Below are 13300 nucleotides of genomic sequence, written 5' to 3'. Positions count from 1 at the left end.
TCGGTGATACGATCAGAGGAACTGCAGGAGGCACTGGTCCTCCCGATTCCGGAGCACCCGGGGCTGATGCTTGACGGCTGCCGCAGACTTCTCGGCCCCAACCTTTACGGGTCGGAGCCGGGGGCGGTCGGCGACTGTCTGGTCACCTGCCACGATCCGGCGGAGGTCCTCTCGCTCTGGTCGGGTCATGTACGCCATTTCCTCGATCCTCTCGGTCTTCCGCAGTCCGGCCTTCGACTGCGCCCGTTCGACGGTGGCGGCAGCCTCTATTTTCCGGCCCCGGTCGACCAGCTCTTCACGGCCGCCTATGTGATCGAGGCCGCATGGTACCTGACCGCGACCGGCCTTCTCGGCCTCCCCGCGATGGCGCCTGAGGCGCTTGCCACCGAGCTGATCCGCATCAGCGGAATGGAACGGTCTACCGCCCTCACCACGCTGACCGCGGAGGCGGCCCGGCGCGGCATCGACCGGCTGCTCGATGACGATGCGCTGACGCTGGGCCATGGTACCGGATCCGCGACCTGGGCCTCGGACGCGCTGCCCGCCGCCCCGGACTGGGCGCGCCTGCACGACATCCCTCTCGCGCTCGTCACCGGCACTAACGGCAAGACGACGACCACCCGCCTGATCGCCGCTATGGGCGCAGCCGCGGGCAAGGTCTCGGGCCTTTCCTCGACCGAATTCGTGAAAGTCGGCGACGAAGTGCTTGATCGCGGTGACTATTCCGGTCCGGCAGGCGCGCGCCTTCTTCTGCGCGACAAGCGGCTGGAAATCGGGGTTCTCGAGGTCGCACGCGGCGGCATCCTCCGGCGCGGCCTGCCCGTCACCCGCGCCCGCGCCGCCGTTGTCACCAATGTCGCCGCCGACCATCTCGGCCAGTACGGCATCACCACCGTGCCGGAACTGGCGCAGGTCAAGCTTTCGGTCCACCGCGCCCTCGCCCCGGGCGGGCAGCTGATCCTCAATGCCGACGACCCTATGGTGGTCACCACCGCGAGCTTGCTTGATACCCGGCCGGTCTGGTTCTCACTGAGCGCGGAAAATCCACTGATCAGCCATGCGCGGGCAGAAGCCCGCCCCTGTGGCTGGCTTGCGGATGGTATGGTTCACCTCTCCGACGGCACCGAAGAGACCGCGCTTGTCGCGGCCGCAGATGTGCCGCTCACCCTCGGGGGTGCTGCCCGCTACAATATCGAGAATGCGCTTGCCGCAGCCCTTGCCGCCCGCGCGCTCGGCCTCGCTGACACGGCGATCCGCAAGGTGCTGACCAGCTTCCGCAGCGACCCGACCGACAATCCCGGCCGCGCCAACGAATTCACGGTGAACGGCGCGCGGGTCTTCGTCGATTTCGCGCATAATCCGCATTCCATCGCCGCGATCACCTCGGCCCTGGCCGCCCTTCCCGCCAAGCGCCGCTTCGCACTGATCAGCCATGCGGGCGACCGGTCGGACGAGGATATCGCCGCCCTGACGCGCGGCCTCTTCGCGCTTCGCCCCGATACGGTCGTGGCCGCCGAAAACCCGAAATATCTGCGCGGCCGGGCACCGGGCGAAGTCCCCGCCCTGATCCGCCGCGCCTGCCAAGACTGCGGTCTGACCGAAGACCAGATCCTGCCCGCGGCCAGCCCCGCCGACGGCGCGGGCAAGATCGTCGCCCGGCTTCAACCGGGCGATCTCGCGCTGCTGCTCGTCCATGACGAACGGGCCGCGATCTTCGATCTGCTGCGCGCACAGGCGGGCGCCGCCTGACGCCGCGCGCTATTTCGGCGGATAGAGCGGCAGGCCGTTCGCCGTCCAGGCCTCGATCCCGCCCCGATACCAAAGCGCGTTCCAGCCGATCGCTCCGGCCCGCAGCGCCGCATTATAGGCCGACCGATCCTGCACGCCCGAACCGAAGAAGACCACCGGCAACTGGTTGTTCCCGCCGGTCTGGTCGCGCAGGAACTCGTCGATCATCTTCTGGAAATTGTCGCGCAGGCTGCCGTCGCGGCCAGCGTCCGTGACCACAATCGCATTGGGCAGGCTGTCGCCCCGCCCGTTGGTATCGATCAGTAGCATGCCGCCGCCGCCATTGATCATGCCCGCAAGATCCTCGGTCGTGAGAACCTGAGCGAACGGGTTCGACACCGGTGTCGCGCCCCGGTAGGGCGCGAGGAACAGTTCGCGCGTCTCCGGCACGCCCATGTCCTGCAACTCATCAAAGGCTGGCGCCGCCGGGGCAGCCCCACCCCCGCCGCCGAACGGATTGGCGCCGCCCGAGGTTGCGCCGTTGCCGCCGAAGGGATTGGTGCCACCCGACCCACCCGATCCGCCACCAGCGAACGGGTTGTTCCCACCACCGGCTGGCGCGGGCGCCGATGCTTTCTCCGCGCCGTTCACCGTGCCCATCTCGATGTCCGAGATCATCACGATGATATATTCGACAAGATTGTAGCACATGGTGATCGTGCCCTCGCGCGGATCATACCAGGCGTTCAACTCGTCGCAGTCGCGATAGATCACCTCGATCGGGCGCGGCAGCACGAAATCGGCCGACAGCCCGTCGACATAGCCCTGGAAGGTGCCGCTGTCGCCGATGATGGCCTTGACCATGTCACCCACCCGCGTGCGCGAGGGCTCGAACCGAGCGGTGATGGCAGCGCCCGGCGCGTCGGCGGGCTGCAGACCTTCCGGGTGGGTGGCCGACACACGGGTATGGGGGGCAAGGATCGTCCGCCAGGCGCGGTTCTGCTTGGTGAATTCCTCCTCGCAGCGGTAAAGCGTGCGCTCGTCCATCCCCACCTGCTGGGCGATCGGCGCGAAGAGATCGGGATTACCGCCGTACATCACGCAGAACGTGTTGCGGAAGCGTTTCAGGTCGGCGGTATGTTCATCCTGCCAGGGCACATCAGCTCCGCCGCTCTGCGCCTGGACCATGCCCGAGTAATACCATTGCAGGGCGGCATAAAGCGCCATGTCCTCGTTCAATTTCGTTGCGTCCGCGCTCGGCCCTTCCAGCGCCGCGGGCGAGGAGATGCGCAGGGCCGAGAAGATATCGACCGCGTCCTCTTCCGGCCCGGTCGAGGGGATCTGCAATTCGCCGATCAGCGCATGACCAAACTCGTGCAGGAAGATGCCCGTCATCACACCGAGATAGGTCGAGGTGATCCGCCCGCTATCGCCGTCAAACATCGGCAGCGGCCCAGTAAGGCCACCTTGCGCGCCGCCACCGGAACCGCTGCCGCCACCCTGCGCGGGCGCGCCTCCGCTCTGCCCCAGACCATTGGTGATGGTGAAACCGCCCAGATAGAACCGGCCCCGCTCGTACGCCAGAACCCCGATATCGGCCCCGAAGGCCGAATTGTTCTCGACCTGACCCACGACCTGCCCGTTCACCAAAAACTGCGCAACGCCGGGCAGTTCCAGCAGCTCGACCACGTCAGAGCCATCATGTTTGGCGACCCCCTTCAGGCGACCGATCTCGTTTGCCTTGCCGTCCGCACCGAAACACAGCATCAGCGCGTCGCCCGCACCGGTGATCTCGCCCAGGCACGAGGTCTTGGCTTGCCGGTTCTCGGCAATGATGCCCACGGCGGAATAGGGCATGTCTTCGATCCGCTGACCGTCCAACGGCGCGATCGCGACATTGATGCGCGCCGAGCGACCGTCATTGCCGACCGGCCCCGCCGGCACGGCAAAATAGTTCTCGCTGGAGGCGACGGTCGCATTTTCCATCACCAGCCAGTCATCCTTGAGGTAAAGATCCCAGCCATCGCGCTTCTGCGAATTTGAGATCGTCGCGGCAAGCGGACCCATGATCGAGTCCAGCGTCGGTGCGCCTCCGCCAGCGGTCGCGCCGCCCGAGGCACCACCACCCTGCGCGCCGCCGCCAGCCGCGCCACCTTTCGGTGGCAACCCGCCCCCACCGCCGCCGCCCCCCGCAGTGGCGTCGCCCACCACATTGCCATTCGCATCCAGTAGCGAGACGCGGAAATCAGCGATGCCGAACGTGCCTCGGTCGTACGCCATGATACCGATCTCGGAGCCGAGGGCGGCAGACCCTTTCAGATCGCCGATCGTCTGGCCGTTCAGGTAGAACCGCGCGCCACCTGGCACATCCACCATCTCGATTACATCGCTGCCGTCGAGCTTGGCGGCATTCGGGACCGTCGCGATTTCCTGATACTGCTTATCGACCACGCAGAAGAGACTAGCCGAGGCAGAGGCGGTAACCTCCATCAGGCACAAGCTGCCTGCGGGCTGATTGCGCACAAGGATGCCGACCGATGCGGTATTTTCCTGCGACGAAAGCGAGACGTTGACCGATGTCAGGCGGCCATTCTCTGGCGCGGGCCCGAGCGCGACGGTCAGCGCCTGTTCGGAATTGTCAGCCTGCGTGTTACGCAGAACGAACCAGTCGCCCTCGGCACCGGCCTGCCAATCCCTCAGCAACTGCTGGCCAAGCGCACCGCCAAGCGGGCCGATCAGATTTTCATAGTCCGCCCGCGCGGGCGATGACATCTGGAAAAGCGCGGCCAATAGAACCGCAACTGCTGCGAGGGGGCGCAAGCACATCTCCGTCTCCGTAACTCAAGCCACAGACAAATTTAGCAGGCCGCCCGCCCCCTTGGGCAGCCCGGTTTCACAGCATTGCCATACCGCCGTTCACATGCAAGACTGCTCCGGTTACGTAAGCCGCTTCGTTGCTGGCAAGATACAGCACCGCCGCCGCGACCTCGTCCGCCTCCCCCATGCGCCCGGCCGGAACCTGCACGAGAATGGTGTTCTTCTGATCGTCGTTCAGCTTTTCGGTCATTGCCGTGGTTATGAAACCGGGCGCCACGCAATTGACCGTGATATTGCGGCTCGCCACTTCCTTGGCGAGCGATTTCGACATGCCTTCAAGCCCCGCCTTCGAGGCCGCGTAATTCGCCTGACCCGGGTTGCCCTCCAGCCCTACGACCGAGGATATATTCACGATCCGCCCCCAGCGCGCCTTCATCATGCCGCGCAGAACCCCGCGGCAGAGGCGGAAGGATGCGGTCAGGTTCACGTCAAGGACTGAAGCCCATTCCTCGTCCGACATGCGCATGAAGAGATTGTCGCGGGTGATGCCCGCATTGTTCACCAGGATGTCGACCCCGCCCATCGCTTCCGCCGCCGCCTTGGGCAACGCCTCGACCGAGGCGGGATCGGCAAGGTTGCAGGTTAGCACATGGACACGCTTGCCAAGCTCCGCCGCCAGGTCATTGAGCGGCCCCTCGCGCGTTCCGGACAGCGCCACTGTCGCCCCCGCCTGATGCAGTGCCCGCGCGATCGCGCCGCCGATGCCGCCCGAAGCGCCGGTCACCAGCGCCGTCTTACCCGTCAGATCGAACATCTCGCCCTCATTTCTTCACTGTGGTCCAAATATCCCGGGTGGGGTCGGGGGAGGGCAGCGCCCTCCCCGCCTCAGGCCGAAAGGCCCGCGATATCTTCCGGCGCGCCGACCGCCTTGCAGACCGCCTCTTTCGCGATGCGCCGGATCATGCCCGACAAAGCCTTGCCGGCGCCGACCTCCCAGAAATCCGTCACGCCCTGAGCCGCCATCCACTCGACCGACTCGCGCCAGCGGACCGAGCCGGTTACCTGGCGGACCAGAAGATCGCGGATCACGCTCGCGTCCGCATTGGCAGAGGCCAGTACATTGGCGACGACCGGAACGACGGGCGCCTTGACCTCGACCGAGGCCAGCGCCTCGGCCATCCGGTCGGCGGCGGGTTGCATCAGCGCGCAGTGGAAGGGGGCGGAGACCGGCAGCAGGATCGCGCGTTTGGCGCCTTTCGCCTTGGCGATCTCCAGCGCGCGCTCGACCGCGCCCTTGTGGCCCGAAACCACGACCTGCGCGGGATCATTGTCATTGGCGGCCTGACAGACCTCGCCCTGTGCGGCCTCTTTCGCCACCGCGTCGGCCGCAGCGAAATCCAGGCCGAGCAGGGCGGCCATCGCGCCCACACCCACCGGCACTGCGGCCTGCATCGCCTGCCCGCGGATGCGCAGAAGCTTTGCCGTATCCGACAGGCTGATCGCACCCGCCGCGCACAGCGCCGAATATTCCCCCAGCGAATGGCCAGCGACAAAGGCAGCGTCCGTCACCGCATGACCTTCCGCTTCCAGCGCCCGCAGGGCAGCAATGGAGGTGGCCATCAGCGCGGGCTGGGCGTTCTGGGTCAGCGTGAGCGTATCTTGTTCACCTTCCCAGATCAGGGCCGAAAGCCTCTCGCCCAGCGCCTCGTCAACTTCGTCGAAGACCGCGCGCGCGGCCGGATAGGCATCGGCCAGCGCACGCCCCATGCCGATCACCTGTGCCCCCTGCCCCGGAAATACGAATGCCTTCATCTCACTCCCCTCGGTCACCGACGACTTCCGGCCCTATCATGGCCGTTTCCGCCCCATACCCCGCATCGCCTCGCGCTGCAACGCGCCGATTGCCGCGCGCCGCCCCCGGGTTGCGCCGCACAGGACCTGTGCAACTGACGCCTTCCGCCGACCGTGCCCACGGCCTATCTTCGCCCTGCCCCCCCGGATATCCAGCATCGGAAGCGCAAACATGTCCCTGTCCAATACCGTCCGTTCCTATGGCAGCGCCGCCCGTTTGCTGCACTGGACTGTGGCGCTCCTCATCCTCGTGAACATCCCGCTTGCCTTGTGGGCGGAGGGATTGCCGCGCACATCGGACGCCGACGCGGCGCTTCTGGCGCGCGTCTATTCGGCTCACAAGACCATCGGCGTCATCGTTTTCGCGCTCGCGCTCGTCCGCGTCTTCTGGGCGCTGACGCAACCAAAACCCGCCCCCATTCACCCCGCGCGACGGCTTGAGACCTTTGCCGCCGAGGCCGTCCACTGGTCGCTCTATGCCGCGATCCTCATCCTGCCGCTCTCGGGCTGGATCGGCCATGCGGCTTCGACCGGCTTCGCGCCGATCCTCTGGCCCTTCGGTCAATCGCTGCCCTTCGTGCCGAAATCTGAAAACCTTGCCCATCTCGCGGGCGCGGTCCATGGCGTTGCCTCGAAACTCCTGATCCTGTCGATCCTCCTTCACGTGGCAGGCGCGGTGAAACACGTGCTGATCGACCGCGACGGCACACTCGCACGGATGATCACCGGCCGTGCGGCCGGGGACGGCCGGACCGAACCGAGCCACCGCCCAGCGCTCCTGTCGCTCGCGCTCTGGGGTGCGCTGATCGCCGCGGTACTGACCTTCGCGCCGCCATCGCGCAACGAGGGCGCGGCTACCGTCGCTACGGCCGAAGGCGGCAACTGGAGCGTGGCCGACAGCACGATCACCTTCACCGTCCGCCAGATGGGTCAGGAGGTCACCGGCAGTTTCGCAGGCTGGACCGCCCGGATCAGCTATGATGAGGGCAGCCGCACTGGCGACACCGATGTGACGATCCCGCTTGAGGGCATGACGCTCGGCGCCGTCACCGAACAGGCGGCAGGACCGGAATTCTTCGATCGCGCCACCTTCCCCGAAGCGCGCTTCAAGGCCACCATCGCCGACGAGGCGGGCAGTCTCACCGCACGCGGCACGCTGTCCTTGCGCGGCAAGGAGTTGCCGGTCGCCCTGCCTTTCACGCTGACCATCGACGGCGACACGGCCACAGCGGCTGGCACGGTCACGCTCGACCGCCGCGATTTCGGCATGGGGCCAAGTTATCCGGACGAAAGCACCGTGGGCTTCGCGGTCCGGGTCGATATCGCGCTGACCGCGCAGCGGGGCGATTGACCCGCGCGGCTAGAGCGTATCGAGACGGAACTTGCGGAAACGTTCGCCTTCATAGTCGATCTGGCCGGTCTCGACCGCGCCGAGCCGCGCCAGCGCGCCAAGATGGCGGCGTGAGGGCGGCAGGAGGAAGGTGACGAACGGTATGCGCGCGTCATCCCGCGCGAAGGCCAGCGCCTTGCGCGCGATCGGCATGCCGAGGCCGAAGGCGTCGGGGCGCAGCACCAGGCCGAAGTCCCATTCGTCGCCCTCCTTCTGGAACCCGCCCCAGCCGACATAGCGCCCGTCAGCAAGGAACGCCCAGTGGCCGAGCCCGTCGCGCTGCCAGCACGCCTCTTTCGCCGCGACGAACCCAGCGACGGTTTCCAGCGTCCAGGGTTCGGTCAGCAGCGGCATGTGTTCCGCCATCCGCGGATCGGACATGTGATCGAGGATCACCTCGGGCGCAACGCTGGGCAACCTGACAAAATCAATCTCCGCCCCGGGGCGTTTCGCAACGGCGGTTTGCGTCGATGTCATATTCATTCAGACCTCCGGAACGGTTCGGGACGATGGGCGAAAAGACGATGGGCCGCCGCAGCAAAGCGACAGCCCGCGCTCAAGGAATAACAGGATTGGCCGTCAGCCGTCGACCTTGCCCGCCTCGACCGAGATACTGACCTCGACCTCATCCGCAACGAAAGGCGCGAACATGCCGAGGCCATAGTCAGACCGCAAGACTTTGGTCGTGGCCGTGAAGCCGAGCCAGGGCTTGCCCTCCATCGGATGGTCGCCCGCCTGGGTCAGGACCGCGTCGAGAACAACGGGCTTCGTCACCCCGTTCAGCGTCAGGTCGCCGGTAATCTTGGCGCTCTTCTCGCCGGTGACCTCGATGGCGGTCGAGGTGAAGCTCACCATCTCGCCCTCGGCTGCGTCGAAGAAATCGGGCGACATGAAATGATCGAACCGCGCCTGCCAGCCGGTGAGCATCGTCTTGACCGGGAAGCTGACAGCGACGCTCGACCCCGAGGGATCAGCCGCATCATAGGCGATCTCGCCTTCGAAGCCCGAGAACATGCCATAGTTCGTCGAATAACCGAGGTGGTTGTAGGAAAACAGGATCTGGCTGTGGCCGGGGTCGAGCCGATAGGTTTCGGCCGCGCCGAAGGCGGCGGAGGCGGACAGGCCAAGAGCGGCGGCAAGTGCAAGGATTCGCATTGGAAATCTCCGGTGTGAAGTCATTGAACACCGATTAGGCGATCTCCAGCACTGCCGACAATTCGGCACACCCCCACACGAGATGTTCGCGAGCAAACACCTAACACGGGCGGACCGGCGATGTTCCGCGCAGTCCGCCCGGCTGTTTCAGTAGATCTTTTCGACCGGATCGCCCAAGGTCAGCGCGCCAGTATAAAGCCGCTGCACGTCGCGCCGCATCGGGTGATAGCGCGCGCCCTGCACGTCGCGGAAGCGCCGTTCAAGGCCGGTGGCACGGTAGAAGCCCTGTCCCGCCGCCACCTCCATTGCCAGCTCGACGGTGCGGATCGCGTTTTGCTCGACCAGCTGGCGGCCGATCATCACCTCGCTGACGCTTTCCGCGCCGGGGGCCATCGTCTCGGCGGTCATGACCATGTGCCGGTGCGCCATCTGCGCGGCCCTAAGCGTCGTCTCCATCTCGCCCACCAGCCGCGGCTGGCGTGCCTCGCCCCTGCGCTTCTGCGCAAGGCCAAGCGCGATGTCGCGGGCGCTTTCGGCGACGCCGAGGTAGGCGCCGTAGATCAGCGGGAAGGCCAGCGTCGCGATGATCTGGAACAGCGGATGCCATTCGCCGGTCGGGCGTTTCAGCGCCACCTTGTCGTCGGGCAGGAAGAAGTCGGTGATCTCGACATCGTCCGATCCGGTGCCGCGCATGCCCATCGTATGCCATGTGTCCAGACGCTTGACCTCGGGCGATGCCATCGGCAGGCCGAAATGCAGGATGCCCTCATCCGAAATCGCGGTCGTCATCAGGATATTTCCGACCGGCCCGCCCGAGACAAAGGGCTTGCGCGCCGTGATGCGCCAGCCGCCCTCGGCCTTCTCCGCCCGGCCCGAGCCGCCGATCCAGTCGCCGCCGCCCGAAGACAGAAGCACGATGTTCTTCTCGGCCACCATCTTCAGAAGCGGTTCGACCTTCGGCACCGCGGGCGGCTGGTGGCGCCAGCGCCAGGCGGGGATCACCACCTGGTGGGTGTGCATGGAAAAGGCGAGCGCGGTCGAGCCGCAGCCATGCGCGAGCCGGCGCACGACATCGGCCATTTCGCCCACCTCGGCGCCGAGGCCGCCCAGTTCCTTCGGCACGGCCGCCGAGATCAACCCTTCGGCCTTCAGCTTTTCATAATTCTCGGCGACGAAGCTCTCGTCGCGGTCATGCGCCTCGGCCCGCGATGCGCAGTCCCGAGCCAGCCGGTCGGCTTTTTCGGCCAAGGTCTCGTGACCCATCGCCTGATCCTCCCGTTGCACTACTGCCATTGTCATTGCCATTACTCCCTTATGCGGCAAACTGATAGCGGCAGCATCTGCCTCACCCTCCATTCTCTCAAGTTCAGGAACTGTACCGGTGCTTTGTCACTGGCCCGGCTAGTGCTATGATCGCCGAAAGCCGTGGAGGGGTGGATGAGCGATCGAGGGGGCTACGGGCAGTTCTGTCCGGTGTCGATGGCTGCGGAGCTGGTCTGCACGCGATGGACCGCATTGATATTGCGGGAATTTCTATGCGGATCGACCCGGTTCAACGATATCCGCCGGGGGGTGCCGAAAATGTCGCCCGCACTCTTGTCGAAGCGGCTGAAAGAGCTGGAAGAGGCAGGCGTCATCGCCAGCGTCGATCTCGGGACGGGCGGCAGCGAATACCGGCTGACGCCGATGGGCCGGGATCTGGAGCCCTTGATCGTCGGGCTCGGCCAATGGGGCCATCGCTGGATCGAATCCCGGCTTTCCCTGAAGAATCTCGACCCATCGCTGTTGATGTGGGACATGCGGCGCAACCTGAAACCGAAGCCCCTGCCCGCGCGGCGCTGCACGATTCAGTTTCTGTATCCAGAACTTGTCGAGGGTGACCGTCACTGGTGGCTGGTTGTCGACAACGGCGAGGTCGACATGTGCAAGATCGACCCGGGCTTCGATGTCGATCTGCTGATCACCGGATCGCTCAGATCGATGACCTCGGTCTGGATGGGGATCACCTCCTTTGGCGAGGAACGGACGGCCGGGCGGCTGATGATCGACGGCGACAAGGCACTGGCCCGGTCGATCAACAACTGGCTGGGCCTGAGCACCTTTGCCCCTTTATCGCGCCAGGTTGCCTGACGCGACCCTTGCGCCCAACGGCCAAATCTGTATAAGGCCCCATCCTTCCGCCAATCACTTCAACCGGCGAAGCCTCTCCTAACGGGTCGCGGAAGGTCAGACCCGCCCGTGAAGCCGCCCGAGACGAAAGGAATGCCATGCCGCTTTACGAGCATGTGCTGATCGCGCGTCAGGACCTGTCCAACGCGCAGGCCGAAGGCCTCATCGAACATTTCTCCACGGTCCTCTCGGACAACGGCGGCAAGGTCGTCGGCACCGAATACTGGGGCGTGAAGACCATGGCCTACAAGATCAACAAGAACCGCAAGGGTCACTATGCCTTCTTCCGGACCGACGCGCCCGCCACGGCCGTGCAGGAGATGGAGCGTCTGGCACGTCTGCATGACGACGTAATGCGCGTGATGTCGATCAAGGTCGACGCGCATGAGGATGGCCCCTCGGTACAGATGCAGAAGCGCGACGAGCGCGAGCGCGGCGACCGCGAAGGCGGCGACCGCCCCCGCTTTGACCGCGGTGATCGTGGTGGCGACCGCGGTGGCGATCGTGGCGGCGAACGCCGCTCGTTCGGCGACCGTCGCTGAGCCCGGCTTGTTGAAAGGATAAAACCATGGCGAACAAACCCTTCTTCCGCCGCCGCAAGGTCTGCCCGTTCTCGGGCGAGAATGCGCCGAAGATTGACTACAAGGACGTGCGTCTGCTGCAGCGCTATATCTCCGAGCGCGGCAAGATCGTGCCCGCCCGCATCACCGCCGTCTCGGCCAAGAAGCAGCGCGAACTGGCCCAGGCCATCAAGCGCGCCCGCTTCCTCGCCCTGCTGCCCTATGCCGTGAAATAAGGAGCGACCCGATATGCAAGTCATCCTTCTTGAACGCGTGGCCAAGCTTGGCCAGATGGGCGAAGTCGTCAAAGTGAAAGACGGCTATGCCCGCAACTTCCTGCTTCCCCAGGGCAAGGCGCTGCGCGCCTCGGACGCCAACATCAAGTCGTTCGAAGCCCAGAAGGCCCAGCTCGAGGCCCGCAACCTCGAAACCAAGAAAGAGGCCGCAAGCCTCGCCGAGAAGCTCGACGGCCAGAAGTTCGTCGTGATCCGCTCGGCCTCGGACGCCGGTGCGCTCTACGGTTCGGTCACGCCGCGTGACGCCGCCGAAGCCGCAACCGACGCCGGTTTCTCGCTCGATCGCAAGCAGGTCGTGCTGATCCAGCCGATCAAGGAACTGGGTCTCCACGACGTCCGCGTCGTGCTGCACCCCGAAGTCTCGGCCACGATCACGATGAACGTCGCCCGCTCGGCCGAAGAAGCCGAACTGCAGGCCTCTGGCAAATCGGTGCGCGAACTCGCCGCCGAAGCCGAAGCCGCGGCGGACTTTGAGATTGCGGAACTCTTCGACGAGATGGGTTCGGCTGCGAACGACGAATAATCCTCGACAAGACGAGGGACGGAAAGCCGCGCCGGGGCAACCCGGCGCGGTTTTTCTTTGGGGGTGGTGCGAGAACGTGTTGGTCCGGATTGAGTCCAATTTGACCGAACTAGAATCGAGGTGAAACGACTGGCACGACGCTCAATAAAGCCGAGCGGCTTCATCGTTGCTGTGATCCTGTTGGACCTCGTCAACTGTTTGTTTTCTATCAACCGTCGCGATAACCCATTCTGCAAGACTTGGAGCCGACCTGCGTTCTGGCCAACTATCCGACTGCCACAGGCGCGAACGGATCATGGATTTTGAACAGTGCATGAAAGCCTCTTCTACATCGACGACCAGAGCAAGAAGTGGCTCTTTTCCGTTGACGGCATGACGCCTGCTGATTGACGTATCCCGCACAATACGCGCCTTACCAGCAACACGCAGGGTATCTCCGTGTCCGGGTACGATGAAAAGCAAAGCAACATTCTGATCTTCAATGAGGTTTTGGAAACCGTCGACCCGGTGATTGCCAAGACGATCGGGAATAATCAGTGTCTTGTCGTCGTAGACTTCGACAAAACCTGCCGGGTCCCCTTTCGGGGAAACGTCAATCAAGCCGCCGGACGATTTTGTCGCTACGACAACGAAAGAAGAAAGTCCGATAAAATCGCGAGCGACGTCGTTGAGCCGATCACTAACCTTGAGAAAGGTGTTCACGAACCCATCGGTAGGAAGGAGCTCGCGAAGCCTAGGGTCAGGACCCATTGATCTGCTTGAGGCTGCCGCTGCTGCGTGATTCAAGGCCCCGAACTGACGGGGGTGATGA

At 64.9% G+C, this 13300-nt stretch carries 13 protein-coding genes; 6 read left to right on the top strand and 7 right to left on the bottom strand.

The genetic code is table 11. The features are described 5' to 3' along the window. Nucleotides 1-3 precede the first annotated feature (3 nt). Nucleotides 4-1749, top strand: coding sequence for a Mur ligase family protein (locus OU426_RS09940; RefSeq protein ID WP_267633830.1), 1746 nt, complete (start codon nt 4-6; stop codon nt 1747-1749). A 9-nt stretch (nt 1750-1758) separates the two neighbouring features. Here OU426_RS09940 and OU426_RS09935 read toward each other — a convergent pair whose 3' ends face one another. The 3 genes from OU426_RS09935 to fabD form a co-directional block, all read right to left on the bottom strand. Continuing rightward, complete coding sequence (locus OU426_RS09935) at nt 1759-4554, bottom strand: DUF4344 domain-containing metallopeptidase (protein ID WP_267633829.1); 2796 nt, start codon at nt 4552-4554, stop codon at nt 1759-1761. A gap of 67 nt (nt 4555-4621) precedes the next feature. Then, the gene (gene fabG, locus OU426_RS09930) at nt 4622-5359 is read right to left on the bottom strand and encodes a 3-oxoacyl-ACP reductase FabG (protein WP_267633828.1); all 738 of its coding nucleotides are present in this window, start codon (nt 5357-5359) and stop codon (nt 4622-4624) included. A 71-nt stretch (nt 5360-5430) separates the two neighbouring features. Further along, nucleotides 5431-6357 (bottom strand): ACP S-malonyltransferase, encoded by a 927-nt coding sequence (gene fabD / locus OU426_RS09925; RefSeq protein WP_267633827.1) that lies wholly within the window; start codon nt 6355-6357, stop codon nt 5431-5433. 211 nt (nt 6358-6568) lie between these two features. Between fabD and OU426_RS09920 the strand changes: the two genes are divergently transcribed. After that, complete coding sequence (locus OU426_RS09920; RefSeq protein ID WP_267633826.1) at nt 6569-7747, top strand: cytochrome b/b6 domain-containing protein; 1179 nt, start codon at nt 6569-6571, stop codon at nt 7745-7747. A gap of 9 nt (nt 7748-7756) precedes the next feature. Here the strand turns inward: OU426_RS09920 and OU426_RS09915 are convergent, their stop codons facing one another. The 3 genes from OU426_RS09915 to OU426_RS09905 all read right to left on the bottom strand — a co-directional run bounded on the left by OU426_RS09915 (nt 7757) and on the right by OU426_RS09905 (nt 10240). Beyond that, on the bottom strand, nt 7757-8269 hold the full coding sequence (locus tag OU426_RS09915; RefSeq protein WP_267633825.1) for a GNAT family protein: 513 nt from the start codon (nt 8267-8269) through the stop codon (nt 7757-7759). A 96-nt stretch (nt 8270-8365) separates the two neighbouring features. Then, the gene (locus OU426_RS09910) at nt 8366-8941 is read right to left on the bottom strand and encodes a YceI family protein (RefSeq protein WP_267633824.1); all 576 of its coding nucleotides are present in this window, start codon (nt 8939-8941) and stop codon (nt 8366-8368) included. A 147-nt stretch (nt 8942-9088) separates the two neighbouring features. Then, on the bottom strand, nt 9089-10240 hold the full coding sequence (locus tag OU426_RS09905) for an acyl-CoA dehydrogenase family protein (RefSeq protein ID WP_267633823.1): 1152 nt from the start codon (nt 10238-10240) through the stop codon (nt 9089-9091). 138 nt (nt 10241-10378) lie between these two features. Between OU426_RS09905 and OU426_RS09900 the strand changes: the two genes are divergently transcribed. The 4 genes from OU426_RS09900 to rplI all read left to right on the top strand — a co-directional run bounded on the left by OU426_RS09900 (nt 10379) and on the right by rplI (nt 12489). Beyond that, the gene (locus tag OU426_RS09900; protein WP_267633822.1) at nt 10379-11071 is read left to right on the top strand and encodes a winged helix-turn-helix transcriptional regulator; all 693 of its coding nucleotides are present in this window, start codon (nt 10379-10381) and stop codon (nt 11069-11071) included. Between the two features lie 137 nt (nt 11072-11208). Next, nucleotides 11209-11652, top strand: a complete 444-nt coding sequence (gene rpsF / locus OU426_RS09895; RefSeq protein ID WP_267633821.1) for a 30S ribosomal protein S6 — start codon at nt 11209-11211, stop codon at nt 11650-11652. Nucleotides 11653-11678: 26 nt separating this feature from the next. Then, nucleotides 11679-11906, top strand: a complete 228-nt coding sequence (gene rpsR / locus OU426_RS09890) for a 30S ribosomal protein S18 (protein WP_261494662.1) — start codon at nt 11679-11681, stop codon at nt 11904-11906. A gap of 13 nt (nt 11907-11919) precedes the next feature. Next, entirely contained in the window at nt 11920-12489 is a 570-nt protein-coding gene (gene rplI / locus OU426_RS09885; protein WP_267633817.1) for a 50S ribosomal protein L9, read from the top strand. A 141-nt stretch (nt 12490-12630) separates the two neighbouring features. On the opposite strand, the gene OU426_RS09880 is transcribed toward rplI, so the two are convergent. After that, a partial coding sequence (locus OU426_RS09880; RefSeq protein ID WP_267633816.1) for an MSMEG_1061 family FMN-dependent PPOX-type flavoprotein occupies nt 12631-13300 on the bottom strand: 670 nt, incomplete at its 5' end.

The sequence above is a fragment of the Frigidibacter sp. RF13 genome (genome assembly GCF_026626305.1).
GTDB lineage: Bacteria > Pseudomonadota > Alphaproteobacteria > Rhodobacterales > Rhodobacteraceae > TMP-24.
Note: the sequence above shows the minus strand (reverse complement) of the source record. Positions and strands in the feature narration are given on the sequence as shown.